The 25,904-nt window shown below is 67.5% G+C and carries 23 protein-coding genes and 3 tRNA genes; 2 read left to right on the top strand and 24 right to left on the bottom strand.

Annotation, left to right across the window (positions count from 1 at the left end):
• Window positions 1-8 precede the first annotated feature (8 nt).
• The 18 genes from rplW to ACIBM5_RS27995 all read right to left on the bottom strand — a co-directional run bounded on the left by rplW (window position 9) and on the right by ACIBM5_RS27995 (window position 20,595).
• Window positions 9-350 carry a 50S ribosomal protein L23 gene (gene rplW / locus ACIBM5_RS28080; RefSeq protein ID WP_020549235.1) on the bottom strand — a complete coding sequence of 114 codons (342 nt, stop codon included), beginning with the start codon at window positions 348-350 and terminating at the stop codon, window positions 9-11.
• Window positions 347-1,024, bottom strand: coding sequence for a 50S ribosomal protein L4 (gene rplD, locus ACIBM5_RS28075; RefSeq protein ID WP_020549236.1), 678 nt, complete (start codon window positions 1,022-1,024; stop codon window positions 347-349). The genes rplW and rplD overlap by 4 nt, the downstream gene beginning before the upstream one ends.
• Window positions 1,025-1,029: 5 nt before the next feature.
• Window positions 1,030-1,674, bottom strand: a complete 645-nt coding sequence (rplC, locus tag ACIBM5_RS28070) for a 50S ribosomal protein L3 (RefSeq protein WP_391585394.1) — start codon at window positions 1,672-1,674, stop codon at window positions 1,030-1,032.
• A 13-nt stretch (window positions 1,675-1,687) separates the two neighbouring features.
• Window positions 1,688-1,996 (bottom strand): 30S ribosomal protein S10, encoded by a 309-nt coding sequence (rpsJ, locus tag ACIBM5_RS28065; RefSeq protein WP_020549238.1) that lies wholly within the window; start codon window positions 1,994-1,996, stop codon window positions 1,688-1,690.
• A 524-nt stretch (window positions 1,997-2,520) separates the two neighbouring features.
• Window positions 2,521-3,714, bottom strand: coding sequence for an elongation factor Tu (gene tuf, locus ACIBM5_RS28060; protein WP_391585395.1), 1,194 nt, complete (start codon window positions 3,712-3,714; stop codon window positions 2,521-2,523).
• A 128-nt stretch (window positions 3,715-3,842) separates the two neighbouring features.
• Complete coding sequence (gene fusA, locus ACIBM5_RS28055) at window positions 3,843-5,972, bottom strand: elongation factor G (RefSeq protein ID WP_391585396.1); 2,130 nt, start codon at window positions 5,970-5,972, stop codon at window positions 3,843-3,845.
• A gap of 42 nt (window positions 5,973-6,014) precedes the next feature.
• A complete protein-coding gene (rpsG, locus tag ACIBM5_RS28050; RefSeq protein ID WP_020549241.1) occupies window positions 6,015-6,485 on the bottom strand; it encodes a 30S ribosomal protein S7 in 471 nt (156 codons plus the stop codon).
• Window positions 6,485-6,859, bottom strand: coding sequence for a 30S ribosomal protein S12 (gene rpsL, locus ACIBM5_RS28045; RefSeq protein ID WP_020549242.1), 375 nt, complete (start codon window positions 6,857-6,859; stop codon window positions 6,485-6,487). Before rpsL ends, rpsG begins: the two co-directional genes overlap by 1 nt.
• Before the next feature lie 449 nt (window positions 6,860-7,308).
• Window positions 7,309-7,809 (bottom strand): DUF4190 domain-containing protein, encoded by a 501-nt coding sequence (locus ACIBM5_RS28040; RefSeq protein ID WP_396009331.1) that lies wholly within the window; start codon window positions 7,807-7,809, stop codon window positions 7,309-7,311.
• A gap of 157 nt (window positions 7,810-7,966) precedes the next feature.
• A complete protein-coding gene (locus ACIBM5_RS28035; protein WP_391585398.1) occupies window positions 7,967-11,842 on the bottom strand; it encodes a DNA-directed RNA polymerase subunit beta' in 3,876 nt (1,291 codons plus the stop codon).
• 138 nt (window positions 11,843-11,980) lie between these two features.
• Complete coding sequence (rpoB, locus tag ACIBM5_RS28030) at window positions 11,981-15,460, bottom strand: DNA-directed RNA polymerase subunit beta (protein WP_391585399.1); 3,480 nt, start codon at window positions 15,458-15,460, stop codon at window positions 11,981-11,983.
• Window positions 15,461-16,129: 669 nt separating this feature from the next.
• Window positions 16,130-16,516, bottom strand: coding sequence for a 50S ribosomal protein L7/L12 (gene rplL / locus ACIBM5_RS28025; protein ID WP_391585400.1), 387 nt, complete (start codon window positions 16,514-16,516; stop codon window positions 16,130-16,132).
• 93 nt (window positions 16,517-16,609) lie between these two features.
• Complete coding sequence (rplJ, locus tag ACIBM5_RS28020) at window positions 16,610-17,173, bottom strand: 50S ribosomal protein L10 (protein WP_396009330.1); 564 nt, start codon at window positions 17,171-17,173, stop codon at window positions 16,610-16,612.
• Between the two features lie 527 nt (window positions 17,174-17,700).
• A complete protein-coding gene (gene rplA / locus ACIBM5_RS28015; protein WP_391585402.1) occupies window positions 17,701-18,417 on the bottom strand; it encodes a 50S ribosomal protein L1 in 717 nt (238 codons plus the stop codon).
• A gap of 130 nt (window positions 18,418-18,547) precedes the next feature.
• The gene (gene rplK, locus ACIBM5_RS28010) at window positions 18,548-18,982 is read right to left on the bottom strand and encodes a 50S ribosomal protein L11 (RefSeq protein ID WP_020549250.1); all 435 of its coding nucleotides are present in this window, start codon (window positions 18,980-18,982) and stop codon (window positions 18,548-18,550) included.
• Window positions 18,983-19,156: 174 nt separating this feature from the next.
• Window positions 19,157-20,011, bottom strand: coding sequence for a transcription termination/antitermination protein NusG (gene nusG / locus ACIBM5_RS28005; RefSeq protein ID WP_391585403.1), 855 nt, complete (start codon window positions 20,009-20,011; stop codon window positions 19,157-19,159).
• Between the two features lie 65 nt (window positions 20,012-20,076).
• A complete protein-coding gene (gene secE, locus ACIBM5_RS28000) occupies window positions 20,077-20,403 on the bottom strand; it encodes a preprotein translocase subunit SecE (RefSeq protein WP_079026295.1) in 327 nt (108 codons plus the stop codon).
• 119 nt (window positions 20,404-20,522) lie between these two features.
• Window positions 20,523-20,595, bottom strand: a tRNA-Trp gene (locus ACIBM5_RS27995).
• 197 nt (window positions 20,596-20,792) lie between these two features.
• On the opposite strand from ACIBM5_RS27995, the gene ACIBM5_RS27990 reads away from it, so the two are divergent.
• Window positions 20,793-22,043 carry a pyridoxal phosphate-dependent aminotransferase gene (locus ACIBM5_RS27990; RefSeq protein WP_396009329.1) on the top strand — a complete coding sequence of 417 codons (1,251 nt, stop codon included), beginning with the start codon at window positions 20,793-20,795 and terminating at the stop codon, window positions 22,041-22,043.
• A 205-nt stretch (window positions 22,044-22,248) separates the two neighbouring features.
• Window positions 22,249-23,322: an adenosine deaminase gene (locus ACIBM5_RS27985; RefSeq protein ID WP_396009328.1), complete on the top strand. Its 1,074-nt coding sequence runs from the start codon at window positions 22,249-22,251 to the stop codon at window positions 23,320-23,322.
• Window positions 23,323-23,352: 30 nt separating this feature from the next.
• Here ACIBM5_RS27985 and ACIBM5_RS27980 read toward each other — a convergent pair whose 3' ends face one another.
• The 6 genes from ACIBM5_RS27980 to ACIBM5_RS27955 all read right to left on the bottom strand — a co-directional run bounded on the left by ACIBM5_RS27980 (window position 23,353) and on the right by ACIBM5_RS27955 (window position 25,883).
• Window positions 23,353-24,405, bottom strand: coding sequence for a UDP-N-acetylmuramate dehydrogenase (locus ACIBM5_RS27980; RefSeq protein WP_396009327.1), 1,053 nt, complete (start codon window positions 24,403-24,405; stop codon window positions 23,353-23,355).
• A gap of 35 nt (window positions 24,406-24,440) precedes the next feature.
• On the bottom strand, window positions 24,441-24,869 hold the full coding sequence (locus ACIBM5_RS27975; protein WP_391585407.1) for a MaoC family dehydratase: 429 nt from the start codon (window positions 24,867-24,869) through the stop codon (window positions 24,441-24,443).
• A 2-nt stretch (window positions 24,870-24,871) separates the two neighbouring features.
• Entirely contained in the window at window positions 24,872-25,333 is a 462-nt protein-coding gene (locus tag ACIBM5_RS27970) for a MaoC family dehydratase N-terminal domain-containing protein (RefSeq protein ID WP_396009326.1), read from the bottom strand.
• A 115-nt stretch (window positions 25,334-25,448) separates the two neighbouring features.
• Window positions 25,449-25,613: a 50S ribosomal protein L33 gene (rpmG, locus tag ACIBM5_RS27965; protein WP_004571794.1), complete on the bottom strand. Its 165-nt coding sequence runs from the start codon at window positions 25,611-25,613 to the stop codon at window positions 25,449-25,451.
• A 76-nt stretch (window positions 25,614-25,689) separates the two neighbouring features.
• Window positions 25,690-25,765 (bottom strand) — tRNA-Met (locus ACIBM5_RS27960).
• A 45-nt stretch (window positions 25,766-25,810) separates the two neighbouring features.
• A tRNA-Thr gene (locus ACIBM5_RS27955) sits at window positions 25,811-25,883 on the bottom strand.
• Window positions 25,884-25,904 lie beyond the last annotated feature (21 nt).

Genomic DNA, 25,904 nt, shown 5'->3' with positions numbered 1-25,904 from the left:
AGCGGCCGTCAGCCGACGGGTCCACCGAAGATGTCGATCCGCTCGCCCTCTGCAAGGGTGACGATCGCGCGCTTCGTGTCCTTGCGCTTGCCGAAACCGGTCTTGGTGCGCTTGCGCTTACCAACGCGGTTGATCGTGTTGACGCTCTCGACCTTGACTCCGAAGACCGCGATGACGGCCTGCTTGATCTGGGTCTTGTTGGCGTCGGGGTGCACGATGAACGTGTACTTGTTCTCGTCGATGAGCCCGTAGCTCTTCTCCGAGATCACCGGCTTCAGCAGCACGTCGCGCGGGTCGGTGTAGGTCTTGCTGGTGACCTTCGTCGTGCTCTCGACGGTGTCGGTGCTCACGCGTGGCTCCCTTCGAGCTCGTCGGAGCTCGCGACCGCCGAGGCGGCCTGCGCCGGTCCGGCGATGAAGCGCTCCAGAGCGGCCTTCGTGAAGACCACGTCGTCGGAGACGAGCACGTCGTAGGTGTTCAGCTGCCCGACCTCGAGCAAGTGCACCTGCGGAAGGTTGCGGGCGCTCAGCCAGGCAGTGGTGTCGGACTTCTCGACGACCAGGAGCACGTTCTTGCGCTCACTGATCTTGCCGAGCAGCGTCTTCGCCGCCTTGACCGACGGCTTGTCGCCCTCGATCAGCGCGGAAACGCAGTGGATGCGCTCGTGACGCGCCCGGTCGGAGAGGGCACCGCGCAGGGCGGACGCCTTCATCTTCTTCGGGGTCCGCTGCTCGTAGTCACGCGGCACGGGACCGTGCACGACGCCACCACCGGCGAACTGCGGCGCGCGGGTCGAGCCCTGACGGGCGCGGCCGGTGCCCTTCTGGCGGTACGGCTTGCGCCCACCACCGCGGACCTCGCCACGAGTCTTGGTCTTGTGCGTGCCCTGACGAGCCGCGGCGAGCTGGGCCACGACGACCTGGTGGATCGTCGGGATGCTCACCTGGACGTCGAACAGCTCCGCGGGGAGGTCGATCGTCCCGGACTTCTCGCCGGCGGGCGAAAGAACGTCAATGCTGGTCATGAAATTCACACACCCTTCGCAGCAGTGCGCACCAGAACCAGGCCGCCGTTCGGACCGGGGACCGCGCCCTTGATCAGGAGCAGGCCCTTCTCGGCGTCGACGGCGTGAACGGTCAGGTTCTGGGTGGAGACGCGCTCGTTACCCATGCGGCCTGCCATGCGCACGCCCTTGAACACGCGACCCGGGGTGGCGCAGCCACCGATCGAGCCGGGCGAGCGGTGCTTGCGCTGCGTACCGTGCGAGCTGCCGAGACCCTTGAAGCCGTGTCGCTTCATGACACCGGCCGTGCCCTTGCCCTTCGAGGTGCCCATGACGTCGACCTTCTGGCCGGCCTCGAACACCTCGGCGGTGATCTCCTGCGCCAGCGTGTACTCGCCGGCGTCGGAGGTGCGGAGCTCGACCAGGTGGCGACGCGGGGTCACCCCGGCCTTGGCGAAGTGGCCGGCGAGCGGCTTGTTCACCTTGCGCGGGTCGATCGCGCCGAACGCGATCTGGACGGCGGAGTAGCCGTCGACCTCGGCGTTGCGGACCTGGGTCACGACGCAGGGCCCGGCTTCGACCACAGTCACTGGAACGACGCGGTTGTTCTCGTCCCAGACCTGGGTCATGCCGAGCTTCTTGCCCAGAATGCCCTTCATCTGCTTCGTCATCGTCGGTGCGTCCTCAGAGCTTGATCTCGATGTCGACGCCGGCCGGCAGGTCGAGACGCATAAGCGAGTCGACCGTCTTCGGCGTGGGGTCGAGGATGTCGATGAGCCGCTTGTGAGTGCGCATCTCGAAGTGCTCGCGCGAGTCCTTGTACTTGTGCGGCGAGCGGATGACGCAGTACACGTTCTTCTCGGTCGGCAGCGGCACCGGTCCCGCAACCTGCGCACCAGTACGCGTCACCGTCTCGACGATCTTCTTCGCCGAACTGTCGATGACCTCGTGGTCGTAGGCCTTGAGCCTGATGCGGATCTTCTGTCCCGCCATGGCTGCTTCGAATTCCTTCTCTCGTACCGCTGCGGATCACCCCCGCTGACACGGGGAGAAGACTTGGGCTGAAAACCCCTTGGGGTTTCCCTTCCCCGCCGACCCCCGCGGTCGGGCGTGTCGCTCTGTTGCTCACAAGCACCCCTTGGAAACCCTTACGGGCGGCCTGGGGGCCTGGGCAACGTACTCTCGGCGTCACCTTCGCTGCGGCAAGCGAAAGGACGACACGAGGTCGCTAAGCGACGACGCCGGCTGCATGGGTGGCAGGACAGAAGTCCACCGATTGTTCGGAGTCAACAGGGCCGGCGCCCGATTCCGTCTGTACGACAGGCACGACGCAGCCCGTTGTCTATCCGAGCAACTTGGCTAGTATGCCCCACGAATGGCGGGCTTGGCCAATCGAGCGACTCTCCCAGGTTTGAGGGAGCCCCCGAGCGATGGATATCCGGTCCCACCTAGGGGGTGGAATCGATCCGGACAAAGCCCCGCCCGCCGACCCAGGTGGACCGGCGGGCGGGATTTCATCACTTCTTGATCTTGACGACCTGGCCGGCGCCCACGGTGCGGCCACCCTCGCGGATGGCGAAACGCAGGCCCTCTTCCATGGCGATCGGCTGGATCAGCGCGACGTCCATGCCGGTGTTGTCACCCGGCATGACCATCTCGGTGCCCTCGGGGAGGGTCACCACGCCGGTCACGTCCGTCGTACGGAAGTAGAACTGCGGCCGGTAGTTGTTGAAGAAGGGGGTGTGACGGCCACCCTCGTCCTTCGACAGGATGTAGACCTGGGCCTCGAACTCGGTGTGCGGCGTGACCGAACCGGGCTTGATGATGACCTGGCCGCGCTCGACGTCCTCGCGCTTGATGCCACGGAGGAGCAGACCGACGTTCTCGCCCGCCTGACCCTCGTCGAGCAGCTTGCGGAACATCTCGATGCCGGTGACCGTGGTGGTGGTCTTGGTCTCCTTGATGCCGACGATGTCGACAGTCTCGTTGACCTTGACGATGCCACGCTCGATGCGGCCGGTGACGACCGTGCCACGACCGGTGATCGTGAAGACGTCCTCGACGGGCATGAGGAACGGCTTGTCGGTGTCACGCGGCGGGGTCGGGATCGCCTCGTCGACGGCGGCCATGAGGCCGAGGAGCTTCTCGCCCCACTCCTTGTCGCCCTCGAGCGCCTTGAGCGCCGAGACCCGCACGACCGGAAGGTCGTCGCCCGGGAACTCGTACTCGGAGAGGAGCTCGCGCACCTCGAGCTCGACGAGCTCCAGGATCTCCTCGTCGTCCACCATGTCGGCCTTGTTCAGCGCGACCACGATGTACGGAACGCCGACCTGGCGGGCCAGGAGCACGTGCTCCTTGGTCTGCGGCATCGGGCCGTCGGTGGCGGCGACCACGAGGATCGCGCCGTCCATCTGCGCGGCACCGGTGATCATGTTCTTGATGTAGTCGGCGTGCCCGGGGCAGTCGACGTGCGCGTAGTGACGGTTCTCCGTCTGGTACTCGACGTGCGCGATCGAGATCGTGATACCGCGCTGCCGCTCCTCCGGCGCCTTGTCGATCTGGTCGAACGGCGTGAAGGGGTTCAGGTCCGGGTACGCGTCGTGCAGCACCTTGGTAATCGCCGCGGTCAGCGTCGTCTTACCGTGGTCGATGTGACCAATGGTGCCGATGTTGACGTGCGGCTTAGTCCGCTCGAACTTAGCCTTCGCCACTGGGGTCCTCCTGTGGACTGGTTCTTTACGCCGTACGACGTCGGGTATCGGGGGTGAGCCGGGGCGGGGGCACCGGAGTCCTGTGGACCCCGGGTCCCCCTGGTATCGCTGATGCCGCGGTGGCGGAATTACTCGCCGCGCGACTTGGCGATGATCTCCTCGGCGACGTTCCTCGGAACCTCGGCGTAGGAGTCGAACTGCATGGAGTAGCTCGCGCGACCCGAGGTCTTGCTGCGGAGGTCGCCGACATAGCCGAACATCTCCGACAGCGGGACCAAAGCCTTGACGACGCGCGCACCAAAGCGCTCGTCCATGGCCTGGATCTGGCCGCGACGCGAGTTGAGGTCGCCGATCACATCGCCCATGTAGTCCTCGGGCGTGGTGACCTCGACGGCCATCATCGGCTCCAGAAGAGCCGGACTGGCCTGCCGAGCCGCTTCCTTGAACGCCTGCGAACCGGCGATCTTGAACGCGAGCTCGGACGAGTCGACCTCGTGGTAGCCACCGTCGATCAGCGTCAGACGCACGCCGACCATCGGGTAGCCGGCGAGAACGCCGTACTGCATGGCCTCCTGCGCACCCGCGTCCACCGAGGGGATGTACTCCCTGGGGATACGGCCACCGGTGACCTTGTTGACGAACTCGTACGCGTCACCCTCGAGCGGCTCGAGCGCGATCTGCACCTTGGCGAACTGACCGGTACCACCGGTCTGCTTCTTGTGCGTGTAGTCCACGCGCTCGACGACCTTGCGGATCGTCTCGCGGTAGGCCACCTGCGGCTTGCCGACGTTGGCCTCCACGCGGAATTCGCGCTTCATCCGGTCGACCAGCACCTCGAGGTGCAGCTCGCCCATGCCGCCGATGATCGTCTGGCCGGTCTCCTCGTCCGAGTGCACCTGGAACGAGGGGTCCTCGGCGGCGAGGGACTGGATGGCGACACCCAGCTTCTCCTGGTCGCCCTTGGACTTCGGCTCGATCGCGACCTCGATGACCGGGGCCGGGAACGTCATCGACTCGAGGATCACCGGGTTCGCCGGGTCGCAGAGCGTCTCACCGGTGGTGGTGTCCTTGAGACCCATCACCGCGATGATGTCGCCCGCGCCGACCGACGGGATCTCCTCACGCTTGTTCGCGTGCATCCGGTAGATCTTGCCGATGCGCTCCTTGCGCCCCTTCACCGAGTTCAGCACGGAGCTGCCGGCTTCCAGGACACCCGAGTAGACCCGGACGAAGGTGAGCTTGCCCAGGTGCGGGTCACGCATGATCTTGAAGGCGAGGCCCGCGAAGGGCTCGTCATCGCGCGGCTGGCGCACGATGACCTCTTCCTCCTTGTTCACCGCGTGGCCCTGGATGCCCTCGATGTCGAGCGGCGACGGCAGGTAACGGACGACCGCGTCGAGCAGGGGCTGAACACCCTTGTTCTTGAACGCGGTACCGCAGAACACCGGAGTGAACGTCGGCTTGCCCTTGTTCTCACCCTTGGTCGAGGCGATGGTCGCGCGACGGATCGCGGCGATCAACTGCTCCGTGGTGGGCTCCTGGCCCTCCAGGTACAGCTCCATCATCTCGTCGTCGTACTCGGCGATCGTCTCGAGCAGCTTGCCGCGGTACTCGGCGGCGGCCTCGGTGTGCGTGGCCGGGATGTCGACGACGTCGTACATCTCGCCCTTGGCCGCCTCGGCCGACCAGACCAGCGCCTTCATGGCGACCAGGTCGACAACACCCTGGAAGTCCATCTCGGTGCCGATCGGCAGCTGCATGACCAGCGGAACCGCGCCCAGTCGCGCGTCGATCATGTCGACGCAGCGGTGGAACTCGGCGCCGGTGCGGTCGAGCTTGTTCACGAAGCAGATGCGCGGCACGCCGTACCGGTCGGCCTGACGCCAAACGGTCTCGGACTGCGGCTCCACGCCGGCGACACCGTCGAAGACGGTGACGGCGCCGTCGAGCACGCGCAGCGAACGCTCCACCTCGACGGTGAAGTCGACGTGGCCGGGGGTGTCGATGATGTTGATCGTGTGATCGACGTCGTCGAGCGTCCAGTGACAGGTCGTCGCGGCAGACGTGATGGTGATGCCGCGCTCCTGCTCCTGTTCCATCCAGTCCATGGTGGCAGCGCCCTCATGAACCTCACCGATCTTGTAGTTGACCCCGGTGTAGAACAGGATCCGCTCGGTGGTGGTGGTCTTGCCCGCGTCGATGTGGGCCATGATGCCGATGTTTCGGACCTTGGCCAGATCAAGAGCAGTGGTAGCCATCGTGGCTTGTCTTCTCTCGGCTTCTCGTCGTTGCGGGTGGAACTACCAGCGGTAGTGCGCGAAGGCCTTGTTGGACTCGGCCATCTTGTGGGTGTCCTCGCGGCGCTTGACCGCGGCACCCAGACCGTTGCTCGCGTCCAGGAGCTCGTTCATCAGACGCTCGGTCATCGTCTTCTCGCGACGGGCGCGGGAGTAGCCGACGAGCCAGCGGAGAGCGAGGGTCGTGGAGCGGCCCGGACGGACCTCGACCGGCACCTGGTAGGTCGCGCCACCGACACGGCGGCTGCGGACCTCGAGGGTCGGCTTCACGTTCTCGAGGGCGCGCTTGAGCGTGATGACCGGGTCGGTACCGGTCTTCTCGCGGCAACCTTCGAGTGCGCCGTAGACGATCTTCTCGGCGACGGAGCGCTTGCCGCTCATCAGGACCTTGTTCACCAGCGAGGTGACCAACGGCGAGTTGTAAACCGGGTCGATGATGACCGGTCGCTTGGGGGCAGGGCCCTTACGCGGCATTAGCTCTTCTCCTTCTTCGCGCCGTAGCGGCTGCGCGCCTGCTTGCGGTTCTTGACACCCTGGGTGTCGAGCGAACCACGAATGATCTTGTAGCGGACACCGGGGAGGTCCTTCACACGACCACCGCGAACGAGCACGATCGAGTGCTCCTGGAGGTTGTGACCCTCACCGGGGATATAGGCCGTCACCTCGATGCCACTCGTGAGGCGCACACGCGCGACCTTGCGAAGCGCCGAGTTCGGCTTCTTCGGCGTCGTCGTGTAAACACGGGTGCACACGCCGCGACGCTGCGGGCTCCCCTTGAGCGCCGGAGTCTTGGCCTTGTCGACCTTGTCCTGGCGGCCCTTTCGGACCAGCTGCTGGATCGTGGGCACCGCGTCTCCGTCTTCTTCGTGCCGAGCGGTCTTTTTGAAGCGACTGCAATGTCTGAATCGGCCTGCATCCCGGTCGACGCCGGAGCCACCCGCAAGTCCGACCCCCGCGGTCGGGCGTGTCGCCCGGTCTTGGGAGTGTGCTTGCTCAGGAGGCTGTGGGTCGGTCTCTCGCGCCCTCTCACGCACGCATCCCGTCGGGATTGCGGTGAGCGCAGGCACAAGAGCCCGGGGACACCCCAGGCACAAGGAGAGAGACTACCTACCACAGCAGCAGAGGTCAAAGCGAAAAGAAAGACCCCCGCCACGACATGGAATTCGGCGCTCTCACCTTGGTGGAGCACCGAATCGTTCAGGGCGGTACATCACCCTCCGAGCCCCACCGTACCCGGCATTGCGGCCTGAGGCGAACGAGCGCGCGCCCTGCGCCCACCGGATGGCTCGAACGTGACTCAGCCCACCGCGCGGAGCGCGCCGAACAGGTTCAGGTACTCCGAATACTCGTGGCCGTCGGAGTCCAGCACGAGCACCACGATGGCCAGTGCCAGCAGAGCCAGTCCGATCCAGCCCAGGACCACGCCGGCGATCGCCATGCCGCGGCCCTGCTGCCCGGTGCGCGCGGTCTGGGCCAGCGCTATGTGCCCGAAGATCACCGCGAGCAGGCTGCCCAGCCAGTACAGCCAGACGATGCCCAGGATCATCGACGCGATGGCCAGGCCGTTGGTGCCCGGCTGGGGCAGGTAGCCGCCGTAGCCGGGGTGTTGGTAGTAGCCGTATCCGTACGGCGACTGCTGCCCGTACTGGGGCGCCTGGCCGTAGCCGTACGGTGCGGGCGACTCCCCCGGTCCGTAGCCGTACCCGTAGGGCGGGTAGGGCTCGCCGTAGGGGCTCTGCGCGTCGCCGTGCGGCTGCTCGTGGTAGGGGCCGTACTCGGACCCGCCAGGGGTGCTCATGGGGTTCTCCCGGAGTGGGACGGCGCGTTGGAAGCATCGTCGCACCGATCCGGGCCGGGGTGGAGGGGTCTGCCCGGACGGAGGTACGGACATGGCACAGGGCCGCCACCCCGAAGGGTGACGGCCCTGTCCCTGTCACGACTGTGCCGAGGGCGGATCAGCCCTGGTAGCCGCCGAAGTCGTACTCCTCCAGCGGGACGGCCTGGCCGGAGCCCGAACCGAACGCGGAGTAGTCGGCCTCGTCGTACCCGGACATCGAGTACATCGCCGCCTTGGCCTCTTCGGTGGGCTCGACCCGGATGTTGCGGTAGCGGGGCATGCCCGTACCGGCCGGGATGAGCTTGCCGAGGATCACGTTCTCCTTCAGGCCCAGCAGCGGGTCCGACTTGGCGTGGATCGCCGCGTCGGTCAGCACTCGGGTCGTCTCCTGGAAGGAGGCCGCCGACAGCCACGACTCGGTGGCCAGCGACGCCTTCGTGATGCCCATGAGCTGCGGACGACCCGAGGCCGGGTGCCCGCTCTCGGACATCACCCGACGGTTCTCGGTCTCGAACCGGCCGCGCTCGACGAGCTCGCCCGGAAGCAGCTCGGCGTCGCCCGACTCGATGATCGTCACGCGGCGGAGCATCTGCCGAATGATGATCTCGATGTGCTTGTCGTGGATCGACACACCCTGCGAGCGGTAGACCTGCTGGACCTCCGCCACGAGGTGGATCTGCACCGCACGCTGGCCGAGGATGCGCAGCACGTCGTGCGGGTTGACCGCACCGACGAGCATCTTCTGACCGACGTCGACGTGGTCGCCCTCGTCGACCAGCAGGCGCGAGCGCTTGCTGACCGCGTACGCCAGTTCCTCGGAACCGTCGTCCGGGACCACCACGACCTTGCGGGTCTTCTCGGTGTCCTCGATGCGCACCCGACCGGCCGCCTCGCTGATCGGGGCGACACCCTTGGGGGTGCGCGCCTCGAAGAGCTCGACGACACGCGGCAGACCCTGCGTGATGTCGTCACCCGCCACACCACCGGTGTGGAAGGTACGCATCGTCAGCTGGGTGCCGGGCTCACCGATCGACTGGGCGGCGATGATGCCGACCGCCTCGCCGATGTCCACGAGCTTGCCGGTCGCCAGCGAGCGGCCGTAGCACATGGCGCACGTACCGACCTTGGACTCGCAGGTCAGCACCGAACGCGTCTTCACCGACTCGACGCCTTCGGCGACGAGGTGGTTGATGATCACGTCGCCGAGGTCGGCGTTGGCCGGGGCCAGCACCTTGCCGTCGACGACGACGTCCTCGGCCAGGTTGCGGGCGTACACGCTGGTCTCGACGTCGTCGTCCTTGCGGAGCACGCCGTCGGCACCGCGGGTGGCGATCGACAGGACCAGACCGCGGTCGGTGCCGCAGTCCTCCTCGCGCACGATCACGTCCTGCGAGACGTCCACCAGACGACGGGTCAGGTAACCCGAGTCGGCGGTACGCAGCGCGGTGTCGGCCAGACCCTTACGGGCACCGTGCGTCGAGATGAAGTACTCGAGGACGGACAGACCCTCACGGAAGGACGCCTTGATGGGACGGGGAATCGTCTCGTTCTTGGCGTTCGACACCAGACCACGCATACCCGCGATCTGACGCATCTGCATCATGTTTCCGCGAGCACCCGAGTCGACCATCATGAAGATGGGGTTCGTCTTGGGGAAGTTCAGGTTCATCGCCTCGGCAACCTCGTTGGTCGCCTTGGTCCAGATCTGAATCTGCTCCTGCTGACGCTCGTCCTTGGTGATCAGGCCGCGCTCGTACTGCTTCTGGACCTTCTCGGCCTGGGCCTCGAAGCGCTCCAGGATCTCCTTCTTCGCCGGCGGAACGACGACGTCGGAGATCGAGACGGTGACACCGGAACGGGTGGCCCAGTGGAAGCCGGCCTCCTTCAGGTTGTCCAGCGTCGCCGCCACGACCACCTTCGGGTACCGCTCCGCCAGGTCGTTCACGATGATCGACAGCGTCTTCTTGCCGATCTCCTCGTCGACGAACGGGTAGTCCGCCGGCAGGAGCTCGTTGAACAGCGCGCGACCGAGCGAGGTGCGCACGCGCAGCGGCGAACCCGGCTCCCAGCCCTCCGGCGCGACCCAGCCGCGCGACGGGACGGTGCCCGCCGGCAGTCGCAGCTCGATCTTCGCCTGCAGGTCGAGCTCACGGGCGTCGAACGCCATGATCGCCTCGGCCGTGGACGCGAAGACGCGCCCGTCGCCCTTGGTGTTCTCCCGCTCGGAGGTCAGGAAGAACAGCCCGAGCACCATGTCCTGGGTCGGCATGGTGACGGGGCGACCGTCGGCCGGCTTCAGGATGTTGTTGCTCGACAACATCAGGATGCGGGCCTCGGCCTGCGCCTCCGCGGAGAGCGGCAGGTGAACGGCCATCTGGTCACCGTCGAAGTCCGCGTTGAACGCGGTGCACACGAGCGGGTGAATCTGGATGGCCTTGCCCTCGACGAGCTGCGGCTCGAACGCCTGGATGCCCAGACGGTGCAGCGTCGGTGCACGGTTGAGCAGCACCGGGTGCTCGGCGATGACCTCTTCGAGCACGTCCCACACCACAGGGCGGGCACGCTCGACCATGCGCTTGGCCGACTTGATGTTCTGCGCGTGGTTGAGGTCCACCAGGCGCTTCATCACGAACGGCTTGAACAGCTCGAGCGCCATGGCCTTCGGCAGACCGCACTGGTGCAGCTTGAGCTGCGGGCCGACGACGATGACCGAACGCGCGGAGTAGTCCACGCGCTTGCCGAGCAGGTTCTGGCGGAAACGACCCTGCTTGCCCTTGAGCATGTCGGACAGCGACTTGAGCGGCCGGTTGCCCGGGCCGGTCACCGGACGACCGCGGCGGCCGTTGTCGAACAGCGCGTCGACGGCCTCCTGGAGCATCCGCTTCTCGTTGTTCACGATGATCTCGGGGGCACCGAGGTCGAGCAGACGCTTCAACCGGTTGTTGCGGTTGATCACGCGGCGGTACAGGTCGTTCAGGTCGGAGGTCGCGAAGCGGCCACCGTCCAGCTGCACCATCGGACGCAGGTCCGGCGGGATCACCGGGACGCAGTCCAGCACCATGCCGTTGGGGCTGTTCCGGGTCTGCTGGAACGCGGAGACGACCTTGAGGCGCTTGAGCGCCCGGGTCTTCTTCTGGCCCTTGCCGGTGCGGATGATCTCGCGCAGCTTCTCCGCCTCGGCGTCGAGGTCGAAGGACTCCAGCCGACGCTGGAGCGCCTGCGCGCCCATGCCGCCCATGAAGTACGTGCCGAAGCGGTCACGCATCTCACGGAAGAGGATCTCGTCGCCTTCGAGGTCCTGGACCTTGAGGTTCTTGAACCGGGTCCAGACGTCGTCGAGGCGGTCGAGCTCGCGCTGGTTGCGGTCGCGCAGCTGCTTCATCTCGCGCTCGGCACCCTCGCGCACCTTGCGGCGGACGTCGGACTTGGCGCCCTCGGCCTCCAGCTCGGCGAGGTCGGTCTCGAGCTTCTTCTGGCGCTCTTCGACGCTGGCGTCGCGACGCTGCTCGATCTGCTGACGCTCGACCGAGATCTTGGCGTCGAGGGACGGCAGGTCGCGCTGGCGACGCTCGTCGTCGACGTACGTGATCATGTACGCCGCGAAGTAGATGACCTTCTCGAGGTCCTTCGGGGCGAGGTCGAGCAGGTAGCCGAGGCGGCTGGGCACGCCCTTGAAGTACCAGATGTGCGTGACCGGCGCGGCGAGCTCGATGTGGCCCATGCGCTCACGACGCACCTTGGCGCGAGTGACCTCGACGCCGCAGCGCTCACAAATGATGCCCTTGAAGCGGACGCGCTTGTACTTGCCGCAGTAGCACTCCCAGTCCCGGGTCGGACCGAAGATCTTCTCGCAGAAGAGCCCGTCCTTTTCCGGCTTCAGGGTGCGGTAGTTGATGGTTTCGGGCTTCTTGACTTCACCGTGCGACCACTGGCGAATGTCGTCTGCGGTAGCGAGGCCGATACGCAGCTCGTCGAAGAAGTTGACGTCGAGCACTGTTTCGTCAATCCCTCTTTCGGGGTTTGGTCCCGGCGGTCACGGCGGGGGCTGTGCCGTGCTCACCAGTGTGTGTCTTCATCAGGACTGGGGTCGAAATCCCGGGGCCGGCCTCACGGCCGGACCCGGGAGGGAGCCTCAGACCTCTTCGACGCTGCTCGGCTCACGCCGCGACAGGTCGATACCGAGCTCCTCCGCAGCGCGGAAGACGTCCTCGTCGGTGTCGCGCATCTCGATCGACATACCGTCGCTGGAGAGGACCTCCACGTTGAGGCAGAGCGACTGCATCTCCTTGATGAGCACCTTGAAGGACTCGGGGATGCCCGGCTCCGGGATGTTCTCGCCCTTGACGATCGCCTCGTACACCTTCACGCGGCCGAGGACGTCGTCGGACTTGATGGTCAGCAGTTCCTGGAGCGCGTAGGCGGCACCGTATGCCTCGAGTGCCCACACCTCCATCTCACCGAAGCGCTGGCCACCGAACTGGGCCTTACCACCCAGCGGCTGCTGGGTGATCATCGAGTAGGGACCGGTCGACCGGGCGTGCAGCTTGTCGTCGACCAGGTGGTGCAGCTTGAGGATGTACATGTACCCGACCGATACCGGGTGCGGGAACGGCTCGCCGGAGCGGCCGTCGTACATCTTCGCCTTGCCGGTGCCGTCGATCAGACGGACGCCGTCGCGGGTCTTGTTGGTCGAGTCGAGGAGACCGGTGATCTCCTCCTCGCGCGCACCGTCGAAGACCGGGGTGGCGACGTTGGTGCCGGGGGCACCCTGGTCGGCCGCGATCGCCCGGAGGCGACCCTTCCAGTCCTCGTCGTCGCCCTCGACGCTCCAGCCGGTCTTGGCGATCCAGCCGAGGTGCGTCTCCAGGACCTGACCCGGGTTCATCCGGGACGGGACACCGAGCGGGTTGAGGATGATGTCGACCGGGGTGCCGTCCTCCAGGAACGGCATGTCCTCGACCGGCAGGATCTTCGAGATGACGCCCTTGTTGCCGTGCCGACCGGCGAGCTTGTCACCGTCGGTGATCTTGCGCTTCTGCGCGACGTAGACGCGGACCAGCTGGTTCACGCCCGGCGGCAGCTCGTCGCCGGCCTCGCGGTCGAAGACGCGGACGCCGATGACCTTGCCCGACTCGCCGTGCGGGACCTTGAGCGAGGTGTCGCGCACCTCGCGCGCCTTCTCGCCGAAGATCGCACGGAGCAGGCGCTCCTCCGGGGTCAGCTCGGTCTCGCCCTTGGGCGTGACCTTGCCGACCAGGATGTCGCCGGGTACGACGTCGGCGCCGATCCGGATGATGCCGCGCTCGTCCAGGTCGGCGAGGACCTCTTCGGAGACGTTCGGGATGTCCCGGGTGATCTCCTCCGGGCCGAGCTTGGTGTCGCGGGCGTCGACCTCGTGCTCCTCGATGTGGATCGAGGAGAGGACGTCGTCCTGCACCAGACGCTGCGACAGGATGATCGCGTCTTCGTAGTTGTGGCCCTCCCACGGCATGAATGCCACGAGCAGGTTCTTGCCGAGGGCCATCTCGCCCTCTTCGGTGCACGGACCGTCGGCCAGCACCTGGCCGGCCTCGACCCGCGCGCCCTCGTCGACGACGACCTTCTGGTTGAAGGACGTGCCCTGGTTCGAGCGCATGAACTTCTGCACGCGGTACGTCGTGTACGTCGCGTCGTCGTTCATCACGGTGATGTAGTCGGCCGAGACGTCCTGGACCACGCCGGGCTTCTCGGCGGTGATCACGTCGGCGGCGTCGACCGCGGCGCGGTACTCCATGCCGGTGCCCACCAGCGGGGACTCCGCCTTCAGCAGCGGCACGGCCTGGCGCATCATGTTCGAGCCCATGAGCGCGCGGTTCGCGTCGTCGTGCTCGAGGAACGGGATCATCGCGGTCGCGACCGACACCATCTGGCGCGGCGAGACGTCCATGTAGTCGACTTCGTCGCCGGGGATGTAGTCGATCTCGCCGCCGCGGCGACGCACGAGCACACGGGCCTCGGCGAACGAGTCGTCCTCGTTCAGCGGCGCGTTCGCCTGGGCGATGACGAAGCGGTCTTCCTCGTCGGCCGTCAGGTAGTCGATGCCGTCGGTGACCCGGCCCTCGATCACCTTGCGGTACGGGGTCTCCACGAAACCGAACGCGTTGACCCGACCGTAGGACGCGAGCGAGCCGATCAGGCCGATGTTCGGGCCTTCGGGGGTCTCGATCGGGCACATCCGGCCGTAGTGCGACGGGTGCACGTCACGGACCTCGAAGCCGGCCCGCTCACGGGAGAGACCGCCGGGGCCCAGCGCGGACAGACGACGCTTGTGGGTCAGGCCCGACAGCGGGTTCGTCTGGTCCATGAACTGGGACAGCTGGCTGGTGCCGAAGAACTCCTTGATGGAGGCGACGACCGGCCGGATGTTGATCAGGGTCTGCGGCGTGATCGCCTCGACGTCCTGGGTGGTCATGCGCTCGCGGACGACGCGCTCCATCCGGGCCAGGCCGGTACGGACCTGGTTCTGGATGAGCTCGCCGACGTTGCGCAGACGACGGTTGCCGAAGTGGTCGATGTCGTCGACCTCGACCACGATCTCCTGGCCGGAGGCGCCTTCCATCTCGGTCTCGCCGGCGTGCAGCTTGACCAGGTACTTGATGGTGGCGATGACGTCCTCGACGGTCATCACGCCGGCGTCCAGCGCCTGCTCCACACCGAGCTTCTTGTTCACCTTGTAGCGGCCGACCTTGGCGAGGTCGTAACGCTTCGGGTTGAAGTAGAGGTTCTCGAGCAGAGTCTGCGCGGCCTCGCGGGTCGGCGGCTCCCCCGGACGCAGCTTGCGGTAGATGTCCAGCAGCGCGTCGTCCTGGCCCTGGGTGTGGTCCTTCTCCAGGGTCTGCCGCATCGACTCGTACTGGCCGAACTCCTCCAGGATCTGGGAGTCGGTCCAGCCGAGCGCCTTCAGCAGCACGGTGACGCTCTGCTTGCGCTTGCGGTCGATGCGGACACCGACGGTGTCGCGCTTGTCGATCTCCAGCTCGAGCCAGGCGCCACGCGAGGGAATCACCTTCGCGCTGAAGATGTCCTTGTCGGACGTCTTGTCGACCTGGCTGTCGAAGTACACACCCGGGGAGCGAACCAGCTGGGACACCACGACACGCTCGGTGCCGTTGATGATGAAGGTGCCCTTGTTCGTCATGAGCGGGAAGTCGCCCATGAAGACCGTCTGGCTCTTGATCTCGCCGGTCTCGTTGTTGGTGAACTCGGCCGTGACGAACAGCGGCGCCGAGTACGTGAAGTCGCGCTCCTTGCACTCCTCGATGGAGTTCTTCGGAGGCTCGAACCGGTGGTCCCGGAACGTCAGGGACATCGAACCGGAGAAGTCCTCGATCGGAGAGATCTCTTCGAAGATCTCTTCGAGGCCGGACTTGGTGGGCACATCCTGTCCGCCCGCGAGGGCGGCCTCGACCCGTGCCTTCCACGCACTGTTGCCGAGCAGCCAGTCGAAGCTCTCGGTCTGCAACGCGAGAAGGTTCGGAACCTCCAGGGGTTCCCTGATCTTGGCGAAGGAGATGCGGAGCGGGGCAGTGGCGGCGCCGGGGTTGGTAGCGGAGGCGGTGCGCGAGGCGGCCAAGAGGGGTCCTTCCGAGGGCTCGGACTCACTATGCGCATACTGGACGGCCCGGGTTCATACACCGGGAGAAGTCAATAGGCAGCGCAAAGGGTCAGTGTAGCCACAAGGCACACCGCTGTCCAGCCCCTATGAAGGGCCGGTCCACCACCCGGATTCAGAAACCATCCGGCAACCGTGCTTCAGGGGTGCGTCCGAAGAATTGCGCGCCCCGATCCGTTCGTCAAGGGGTTGCTTTCCCCCTCAGAGCCGACGGAACCCTTCCGCGCCCCGAGAAAACCGGACGTAGGTCCCGATCCCGCGGCCTGCGACGAGAGTCTCGTCACATCGGCCGACCGGGTTCGCGCGGAACCTCGGGAAGCCTGGAAAACACGGTAGACCGCCGGTCCGACAACGCCCGGATCCGGCGCTCGAAGGGCGACCCGCGCGCCCTGGCGCGCGCCCTCGGCGAGCTGCGACGGGCCTGGTGCGAGGGGGTTCGACGGGCGCTCGGAGTGTTGGGAGTATCACCCTTTCGAGCGAGGCCGAGAGAGGTATGTCCGACTCTGTGCCACCCGTCGCGGGGTCCCCCGGCGCCGTCGGGCGGTCTGCGATCCGCTCCGGAAAAGCCCGAAGGCGACCGCCCTGACGGGCGATCGCCTTCGGTGATGCCACCCGGAGGGCGGCGTCGAATTACTTGACCTCGACCGAGGCGCCGGCGCCTTCGAGGGCGGCCTTCGCCTTCTCGGCGGCCTCCTTCGAGACCTTCTCCAGGAGCGCCTTGGGGGCGGAGTCCACGAGGTCCTTGGCCTCCTTCAGACCGAGGCTCGTGAGCGCGCGCACCTCCTTGATGACCTGGATCTTCTTGTCGCCGGCACCCGTGAGGATGACGTCGAACTCGTCCTGCTCCTCGACGGCCTCGGCAGCGGCGCCGCCGCCCGCCGGGCCGGCCGCGACGGCGACCGGGGCGGCAGCCTTGACGTCGAAGGTCTCCTCGAAGAGCTTCACGAAGTCCGAGAGCTCGATGAGGGTCATTTCCTTGAACGACGCAAGCAGCTCGTCGTTGCTGAGCTTCGCCATGATCGGCGGTCCTTCCTGATCAATTCGGCTGGTGCCGGGTGGTGTGGGATGGCGGGGGCGCTGCCCCCGGCGACCGAGGTCGCGACTGCCGAACTACTCGGCGGTCTCGGCCTCGGCGGCGGGAGCCGGCTCGCCGGCACCGCCCTGCTCGACCTTCGCGCGCAGTGCGTCCGCGGTGCGGGCGAACTGCGACAGCGGTGCCTGGAAGGTCGCCGCGGCCTTGGCCATGGATCCCTTCATGGCGCCCGCCAGCTTGGCAAGCAGCACCTCGCGGGACTCGAGGTCCGCGAGCTTCTTGATCTCGTCGGCGCTGAGCGCCTTGCCCTCAAGGACGCCGCCCTTGATGACGAGAAGGGGGTTCGCCTTGGCGAAGTCACGCAGGCTCTTCGCGGCCTCCACGGGGTCACCCGTGACGAACGCGATCGCGGACGGGCCCTCGAGGAGGTCGTCCAGCTGATCGATGCCCGCCTCGTTGGCGGCGATCTTGGTCAGCGTGTTCTTCACCACGGCGTACTGCGCGTTCTCACCGAGCGAACGACGCAGCTCCTTGAGCTGCGCGACGGTGAGCCCGCGGTACTCGGTCAGCACTGCGGCGTTCGAGTCACGGAACTGCTCCGTGAGCTCGGCGACCGCGGCCGCCTTGTCGGGCCTCGCCATAGGGCTGGCCTCCTTCCGCGATGCGATTGCCGATCGACCGTGCCGGTCGACCGTGTGCCGGATGAATACGCCGGTCCGCAGGGCGGAAGGGGTCCACATACGAAAAACGCCCCGGCGCAGGCGCACGGGGCGTACATCCTCGAATCACGCGGAATCCGCGTGCTTCGGGGGCAACGTCTCACGTTCACACCTGCGCAGGTCGTCCGCGATGCGGAACCTTCGTTTGCCGACCCTGCCTTGCGGCACGACGACAACGACCGACGGTCTTTGGCTTGGTGCCAAGGTACGCGACGGCACTCGTTCGGAGCAAATCGGTTACCGCAGGACGGGCGACGACGGCGTCCCGGGCATCGACGGCCGCCCCGGCATCGACGGCATGCCCGGCAGGTTCGGCGGATTCGGCAGGCCCTTGGGCGGGCCACCCGGGAGGTTTCTCCCCGCGCCTCTCCGGCGCCGCCGAGTGCCCGGACGTGCCGAGGCCCGGCACACCGTGCGGTGTGCCGGGCCTCGTTCGCGTGCGGGGCGGATCAGACCGCCTCTTCCTCCACCAGGAGGTTGCGGACGCGGTTGGGGTCGACCTGGATGCCGGGGCCCATCGTGGTCGAGACGCCGACCTTCTTGATGTAGCGACCCTTGGCGGCCGACGGCTTCGCGCGGAGCACCTCTTCGAGGGCGGCGGCGTAGTTCTCGACGAGCTGGGTGTCGTCGAACGTCGTCTTGCCGATGATGAAGTGCAGGTTCGAGTGCTTGTCGACGCGGAACTCGATCTTGCCGCCCTTGATCTCGTTCACGGCCTTCGCCACGTCGGGCGTGACCGTGCCGGTCTTCGGGTTGGGCATGAGGCCACGCGGGCCGAGCACGCGGCCCAGGCGGCCGACCTTGCCCATCAGGTCCGGGGTGGCGACGACGGCGTCGAAGTCGAGCCGACCCTTCGCGACCTCGTCGATGAGCTCGTCGGAACCGACGATGTCGGCGCCGGCAGCCTTGGCAGCCTCGGCACGGTCACCGGTCGCGAAGACCAGGACCCGGGCGGTCTTGCCGGTGCCGTGCGGGAGGATGACGGTGCTGCGGACCATCTGGTCGGCCTTGCGCGGGTCGACGCCCAGACGCATGGCCACCTCGACGGTGCCGGCGAACTTGGTGGGCGAGGTCTCCTTGGCCAGTCGAACGGCCTCGAGCGGCGAGTAGAGCCGCTCGTGGTCGATCTTGGTGTCGGCCTCGCGGTAGGACTTGCTGCGCTTCACTGAAAGCTCCTGGAATTCCGAAAGGAGTTGTGGTGGGAGCGGGTCGCGCGGACCCTTCCACTCCGCAAGGTCGTGGGCCTGCGCACACGTCCTCGCGTCGGTTCTGGTACTGCCGGACTGCGGGGCTCGATCAGCCCTCGACCGTGATGCCCATCGAACGCGCGGTGCCGGAGATGATCTTCTCCGCGGCGTCGATGTCGTTGGCGTTCAGGTCGGCCATCTTGGTCTGCGCGATGCCGCGGATCTGCTCGCGGGTGACCTTGGCGACCTTGGTCTTGTGCGGCTCGCCCGAGCCCTTCTCGACACCGGCGGCCTTGAGGATCAGGCGCGCGGCCGGCGGCGTCTTCGTCACGAAGGTGAAGGAACGGTCTTCGTAGACCGAGATCTCCACCGGGACGATGTCGCCACGCTGCGACTCGGTCGCCGCGTTGTACGCCTTGCAGAACTCCATGATGTTGACGCCGTGCTGGCCCAGAGCGGGACCGACCGGCGGGGCCGGCGTGGCTGCGCCGGCCTTGATCTGCAGCTTGATGATCGCTGACAGCTTCTTCTTCTTGGGAGGCATTTTTTTTCCGGGTCCTTCGACGAGATGTACGTCCCGATCACCACGCGGAGCGCGGACGTGTTCGGGCCCGCCACGCGGTGCGGCGCCCACTCAACGATAACCACCGTTGTGAGGGCGCCTTGTCCACCACCCGGATGCGACCCCGGCGAAACGGGGTCCCACCTGGGGGAAGTATCAGTTCTTCTGGATCTGGTTGAACGAGAGCTCGACCGGCGTCTCGCGCCCGAAGATCTCCACCAGGCCCTTGACCTTCTGCGAGTCGGCGTTGATCTCGTTGATCGTCGCCTGCAGCGTCGCGAAGGGGCCGTCGATGACGGTGACCGAGTCGCCGACCTCGAAGTCGAGCACCTTGACCTCGGTCGTGCTCTTGGCGCCGCTGCCGCCGCCGGTCGCCTTCTCCTCCTCGGGAGCGAGGATCTTGACGACCTCGTCGAGGGTGAGCGGGAAGGGCTCGTGCGCGTTGCCGACGAAGCCGGTCACACCGGGGGTGTTCCGGACGGCGCCCCACGACTCGTTCGTCAGGTCCATCCGGACCAGCACGTAGCCGGGGAACTTGTTGCGCTTGACGGTCTTGCGCTGGCCGTTCTTGATCTCGACGACCTCTTCCTGCGGCACCTCGACCTGGAAGATGTAGTCCTCCATGTTGAGCGAGGTGGTGCGGGACTCGAGGTTGGCCTTCACGCGGTTCTCGTAGCCCGCGTACGAGTGGATGACGTACCACTCGCCCGGGGCGCGACGGAGCGCGTCCTTGAAGTCCTCGGCCGGGTCGCCCTCGGGGGCGTCCTCGAGCTCGGCGTCGTCGTCCTCGGCCTCGGCGGCTTCGGCGTCGTCGTCCTCGAACTCGTCGTCCGCGCCCTCGGCGTCGTCCTCGGTGGCCTCGGTGTCTTCCACTTCGTCATCGGTGGAGACGGCCGGGGCCTCGGCCGCGTCTTCGAGGGCTGCGTCCTCGAGAGCTGCGGCCTCCGCCTGCTCCGACAGGGCCACCGTCTCGTCGGCGGAGTTGTCGGCGGACAGGTTCGGGTCAGACACGTTGGGTGCTTCTTCCTGGCTGGGGGTCGAACGGTCGTTGCAGGCGCGCTACGAAAGGATGGGGCTCAGCCGAAGATGGCGAGCGCGGCCTTCGCGAAGCCGAGGTCGAGTCCGTAGACGATTCCGATGATCATCAGACAGAACACGATGACCACCGTGGTGTACGTGCTCAGCTCGTTGCGGGTCGGCCAAACGACCTTGCGCAGCTCGGCGATGATTTGCCGGTAGAAAAGAGCCGCCCGTGCGAACAGGTTCTTCTTTTTCTGCTCCGGCTTGCCCGAAGAACCCTTCGGGCGGTTCGCCCGGCGACCGCCGGGGGGCTCGTCGTCGGAGCCGCGGCCATCAGAGCTGCTGTGCTCAGGCGTAGCCGTGGAGCCGTGGGCCTCCGTCAACTCGTCCTCACCTGATCCGGTCCGACCGTGGATCACCGACGGGGTTGTCGGCGCCGACAGTTTGCGCTGACTGCGTACGAGTCACGGTCGATCCGGGGATCGACCGCAGTCGCACATCGCAGGGCACGAGGGACTTGAACCCCCAACCCCCGGTTTTGGAGACCGGTGCTCTGCCAATTGAGCTAGTGCCCTTCACGTGGTGTCATCAACCTAGCGGAGTCGCCGACCCGAGAACACAACATTTTCGGGCGCGGCAGCATGCAGGTTGGGACCGCCAAGCGTCGAGTGTACGGGGTCGAGTGCGTCAGGTCGAACCCGTGGCGCGCAGGCCGGCGGTTCGGCGCACCCGCGCGGAATCGACATGCCCGCGCCGGGGCGGAAATGCGACCATGGCCGGCATGACGGCTCCCACCCCCAGCTCCCCGTCCGTGCCCGCGCCGAAGCGCCGGATCTCGACCCGAATCGGTGCCATCGCCGAGTCCGCGACGCTCGCGGTCGACGCCAAGGCGAAGGCGCTCAAGGCCGCCGGTCGACCCGTGGTCGGCTTCGGCGCCGGCGAGCCGGACTTCCCGACGCCCGACTACATCGTGGACGCGGCGGTCGCCGCGTGTCGCGAGCCGAGGTTCCACCGCTACACGCCGGCCGGTGGGCTGCCCGAGTTGAAGGCCGCGATCGTCGCCAAGACGCTGCGCGACTCGGGCCTGGCGGTGGATCCGGCCCAGGTGCTCGTGACCAACGGTGGCAAGCAGGCCATCTACGAGGCGTTCGCGGCCGTCCTGGATCCGGGCGACGAGGTGCTCGTGCCCGCGCCGTACTGGACCACCTATCCGGAGTCGATCAAGCTCGCGGGCGGTGTCCCGGTGGATGTGGTCGCCGACGAGAGCACCGGTTACCTGGTGTCCGTCGAGCAGTTGGAGGCGGCGCGCACCGAGCGCACCAAGGTGCTGGTGTTCGTCTCGCCCTCGAACCCGACCGGCGCGGTGTACTCGCGGGAGCAGACCGAGGCGATCGGGCGCTGGGCGGCCGAGCACGGGCTGTGGGTGCTGACCGACGAGATCTACGAGCACCTGGTCTACGACGACGCCGAATTCGTGTCGATGCCCGTGGTGGTGCCGGAACTGGCGGACCGCTGCCTGATCGTCAACGGAGTCGCCAAGACGTATGCGATGACCGGCTGGCGGGTCGGCTGGATCATCGGCCCCGAGGACGTGATCAAGGCCGCCGCGAACCTCCAGTCGCACGCCACCTCGAACGTGTGCAACGTCGCCCAGGCCGCCGCGCTCACCGCGCTGACCGGCGATCTGGCCGCGGTGGACACGATGAAGGTGGCATTCGACCGGCGCCGCCGCACGATCGTGCGGATGCTGAACGAGATCCCGGGGGTGCACTGCCCCGAGCCCAAGGGCGCGTTCTACGTGTACCCGTCGGTCAAGGCGGTGCTGGGCAAGGAGATCCGGGGCGTGCGTCCCGAGACCTCGGCCGAGTTGGCGAACCTGATCCTGGACGAGGTCGAGGTGGCCGTGGTGCCGGGCGAGGCCTTCGGCACCCAGGGCTACCTGCGGCTGTCCTACGCGCTCGGCGACGAGGACCTGGTGGAGGGTGTCGGCCGGATCGCCCGGTTGTTGGGCGAGGCGAAGTAGTCGGCAGTCGGGACGGACGAGGCAGTCGGTACGGGTCCGGGGCCGTCGCGCGGGTGACCGGGTGGCGGCCCCGGCGCGTTGCGGCCTCTCGGCGCGGGTGCCGGCGGGGTCGTTCACGTGCCGGCCCCCGAAGTTTCGGCTCTCCTTCAGGGGATCATCCGCGGTACCCCTCACGTGCGCGCGGCCGGTGGTCCATGATCTGTGGATGGATCGTCCCGCACGCGATGTCCGCACCCTCCCGAAGGCTCATCTCCACCTGCACTTCACGGGATCCATGCGGCCGGAAACCCTGTTGGAACTGGCGGATCTGCACGGAGTGCGGCTGCCCGACTCGCTGACCTCCGGTCGACCACCCCGATTGCGGGCCACCGACGAGCGGGGCTGGTTCCGGTTCCAGCGGTTGTACGACATCGCCCGCTCGTGTGTGCGCACCCCGGACGACATGCATCGGCTGGTCCGTGAGGCGGCGGAGGACGACCGGGCCGAGGGTTCGGGGTGGCTGGAGATCCAGGTGGACCCGACCTCGTACGCGCCCCGCCTGGGCGGGTTGACGCCGGCGGTCGAGGTCGTGCTGGACGCGGTGGAGGCCGCCCGGGAGGCGACCGGGATCGGGATCGCCGTGGTGATCGCGGCGAATCGCACCAAGCACCAGTTGGAGGCGCGCACGCTGGCCCGGCTCGCCGCGCAGTACACCGATCGCGGTGTGGTCGGCTTCGGATTGTCCAACGACGAGCGGCGGGGTCGGGCGCCCGCGTTCGAGCGGGCCTTCGAGATCGCCCGGCATGCCGGGTTGTTCGCGAACCCGCACGGCGGCGAGTTGGACGGGCCGCGCAGCATCCGCGAATGCGTGGACGTGCTGGGCGCGCGCCGGCTCGGGCACGGGATCCGGGTGGTGGAGGATCCCGAGTTGATGGCGCTGCTCGCGCGGCAGCGGATCGTGTGCGAGGTGTGCCCGGCGTCCAACGTCGCGCTCGGCGTCTACGACAAGGCCTCGGACGTGCCGCTGCGGAAGTTGTTCGACGCGGGGGTGCCGATCGCGCTGGGTGCCGACGACCCGTTGTTGTTCGGCTCCCGGCTGGCCGCGCAGTACGAGCTGGCCCGGGACGAGCTCGGGTTCGACGACACGGAGTTGGCCGAGCTGGCCCGGCAGTCGATCCTGGGCTCGGTGGCACCTACGCCGGTGCAGCGGGCGCTGCTGGACGGGGTGGACGGGTGGTTGGCGGCACCCGGCGCTTCGGTCGAGCAGGATTTGGTGCCCGCCCGCCCGACCGTCGAGTGAGGTGGGAAGGCCGCGGGCCCTGGGCTCGGGTCAGAGCTTGGCGTTGATCAGGACCGGTTCGTTGACCAGGGTCACGCCGAAGGTTTCGTGGACGCCGTCGCGGACCTCGCGGGCCAGGGTGAGCAGGTCCTCGGTGCTGGCCCGACCGCGGTTGGTCAGCGCCAGTGTGTGCTTGGTGGAGATCCGCGCCCGGCCCTGTCCGTAGCCCTTGGCGAAGCCGGCCCGTTCGATCAGCCAGGCCGCGGAGGTCTTCACGTGGTCGGCGCCGGACGGGTAGCACGGCGGGGCGACGTCGGGGCCCAGGTGCCGCGCGGTCCGGGCGGTCAGTTCGGCGAAGGCGTCGTGGGTCAGGATCGGGTTGGTGAAGAAGGAGCCCGCGCTCCAGGTGTCGTGGTCGGCCGGGTCCAGCACCATGCCCTTGCCGCGCCGCAGGCCGAGCACCGCCGCGCGGGCCGCCGCGACCGGGACCCGCTCGCCCGGCTCGACGCCGAGCGTACGAGCCAGTTCGGCGTACCGGATCGGTGCCGAGCGGCCCGCGTCGTCGCGCAGGCGAAAGCACACGCGCAGCACCACGAAACGGTCGTCGCCCTTGAACACGCTGTGCCGGTAGGTGAAGCGGCACTCGGCGGCGGTCAGCGATCGCACGCCACGCTCGGTCCGGTCGTAGACCTCGACCGAGGTGATCGTCTCGGCGACCTCCTGGCCGTAGGCGCCGACGTTTTGCACCGGGGTGGCGCCGGTGCTGCCCGGGATGCCGGCGAGGCATTCGATACCGGACAGGCCCGCGGCGACGGCGGCGGTGACCACGTCGTCCCACGGCACGCCGGCCTCGACGCTCAGGTCGGTGCCGTCCACGCGCAGTCCGGTGGTGGCGATCCGCAGCACGTCGCCCGGGAAGCCGTCGTCGCCGACGACCAGGTTGCTGCCGCCGCCGAGCACGAGCAACGGGGTGCCCTGCTCGTCGGCGGCGCGGACGGTCGCCAGCACCGAGTCGGTGGTCGTGGCCGTGTGGAGCCGACGGGCCGGACCGCCGAGGCGGAGGGTGGTCAGGGAGGCGAGAGGCGCGTCGGTTTCAGGCTGCACCGTTGGATTCTCGCATCCCGCGATCGGGCCGGTGCTCAGGCCAGCTGGACCACGGCCCGGGGCACGCCCAGGACCTTGGCGCCGCCGGCGGTGACCAGCAGGTCCACCCGGGCCCGGCGGTCGTCCAGGAGCACCGCGACCTTGCCGGTGACCTCGATCGTCGCGCCCTCGGCGGTGTCCGGAACCACGACCGGCTTGGTGAAGCGCACGCCGAACTCGATCAGCGCGCCCGGGTCGCCGAGCCAGTCGGTGACCACCCGCGCGGCCTCGGCCATGGTGAACATGCCGTGCGCGATCACGTCCGGCAGGCCGACCTCGGTGGCGAACCGGCCGTTCCAGTGGATCGGGTTGAAGTCACCCGACGCGCCCGCGTAGCGGACCAGGGTCTCCCGGGTGACCGGGAAGCTGCGCGCGGGCAGTTCGGTGCCGACCGCGACGTCGTCGAAGGAGATCTTGGCGGTCATGATCAGGCCTCCGTGTCGTCGGCCGAGCCGCGGGCCACCAGGGTCGAGAGCGCGGTGACGATGTGCTCGCCCTCCACGGTGGTCACCTCGGCGCGGGTGGTGAGGATGTCGTTGCCCGCGAGGGACTTGATGTTGTCCACGGTGGTCACCACGGTCAGCCGGTCGCCCGCGCGGACCGGGCGGGTGTAGGTGAACTTCTGATCGCCGTGCACGACGCGCGAGTAGTCGAGGCCCAGCTCGGGGTCGTGGACCACCTGGTCGGCGGCGCGCATGGTGACCACGATCGCGAACGTCGGCGGTGCGATCACGTCCGGGTGGCCGAGCGCCTTGGCCGCCTCGGGGTCGTTGTACGCGGGATCGGCGTCACCGATCGCGGCGGCGAACTCGCGGATCTTCTCCCGGCCCACCTCGTACGGCTCGGTGGGCGGATACGTCCGCCCGATGAACTTCGTGTCCAGCGGCATGAAGCGGTTCTCCCTGGTGGGTGGCGGGCCGGTGTGGGCAACGCTGCGGAGAATACGACAACGAGGCCACCCCCCTCGCGGGGAGTGGCCTCGTCGGTGTCGTGGTGCGAACCGCCTAGCGGGTTTCGCGGTGCGCGGTGTGCGCGTTGCAGCGGGGGCAGTGCTTCTTCATCTCAAGACGGTCCGGGTCGTTGCGCCGGTTCTTCTTGGTGATGTAGTTCCGCTCCTTGCACTCCACGCAGGCCAGCGTGATCTTCGGGCGGACGTCGGTGGCAGCCACTGGAGTGCCTTCCTTGCGGTCAGGGGTGAATACAGCAAAAGCAGCCGATGCGGAGTCTCCCCCGAATCGGCTCGCTTGGTAGCGGCGACCGGACTTGAACCGGTGACACAGCGATTATGAGCCGCTTGCTCTACCGTCTGAGCTACGCCGCCTCAACGAGGCCCCCGCCTGTTCCCAGGCGGGGATCCCATCGTCTGAGCCCCAATACGGAATCGAACCGTAGACCTTCTCCTTACCATGGAGACGCTCTACCGACTGAGCTATTGGGGCGAGCAGGAAAACCATACACGC

The sequence above is a fragment of the Embleya sp. NPDC050493 genome (assembly GCF_044458105.1).
Lineage (GTDB): Bacteria > Actinomycetota > Actinomycetes > Streptomycetales > Streptomycetaceae > Embleya.
The sequence above is the reverse complement of the archived record's forward strand: the minus strand, read 5'-3'. Positions and strand labels throughout refer to the sequence as shown.

What these genes read in the sequence shown, in the direction of transcription:
- ACIBM5_RS27990 (WP_396009329.1), top strand. Translation starts at nt 20,793, where the DNA reads ATGGCCGGCATGACGGCTCCCACCCCCAGCTCCCCGTCCGTGCCCGCG.
- rplC (WP_391585394.1), bottom strand. Translation starts at nt 1,674, where the DNA reads ATGACGAAGCAGATGAAGGGCATTCTGGGCAAGAAGCTCGGCATGACC.
- rplK (WP_020549250.1), bottom strand. Translation starts at nt 18,982, where the DNA reads ATGCCTCCCAAGAAGAAGAAGCTGTCAGCGATCATCAAGCTGCAGATC.
- ACIBM5_RS27975 (WP_391585407.1), bottom strand. Translation starts at nt 24,869, where the DNA reads ATGACCGCCAAGATCTCCTTCGACGACGTCGCGGTCGGCACCGAACTG.
- rplD (WP_020549236.1), bottom strand. Translation starts at nt 1,024, where the DNA reads ATGACCAGCATTGACGTTCTTTCGCCCGCCGGCGAGAAGTCCGGGACG.
- rplL (WP_391585400.1), bottom strand. Translation starts at nt 16,516, where the DNA reads ATGGCGAAGCTCAGCAACGACGAGCTGCTTGCGTCGTTCAAGGAAATG.
- rpsG (WP_020549241.1), bottom strand. Translation starts at nt 6,485, where the DNA reads ATGCCGCGTAAGGGCCCTGCCCCCAAGCGACCGGTCATCATCGACCCG.
- rplJ (WP_396009330.1), bottom strand. Translation starts at nt 17,173, where the DNA reads ATGGCGAGGCCCGACAAGGCGGCCGCGGTCGCCGAGCTCACGGAGCAG.
- ACIBM5_RS27985 (WP_396009328.1), top strand. Translation starts at nt 22,249, where the DNA reads ATGGATCGTCCCGCACGCGATGTCCGCACCCTCCCGAAGGCTCATCTC.
- rpsJ (WP_020549238.1), bottom strand. Translation starts at nt 1,996, where the DNA reads ATGGCGGGACAGAAGATCCGCATCAGGCTCAAGGCCTACGACCACGAG.
- fusA (WP_391585396.1), bottom strand. Translation starts at nt 5,972, where the DNA reads ATGGCTACCACTGCTCTTGATCTGGCCAAGGTCCGAAACATCGGCATC.
- ACIBM5_RS28040 (WP_396009331.1), bottom strand. Translation starts at nt 7,809, where the DNA reads ATGAGCACCCCTGGCGGGTCCGAGTACGGCCCCTACCACGAGCAGCCG.
- ACIBM5_RS27970 (WP_396009326.1), bottom strand. Translation starts at nt 25,333, where the DNA reads ATGCCGCTGGACACGAAGTTCATCGGGCGGACGTATCCGCCCACCGAG.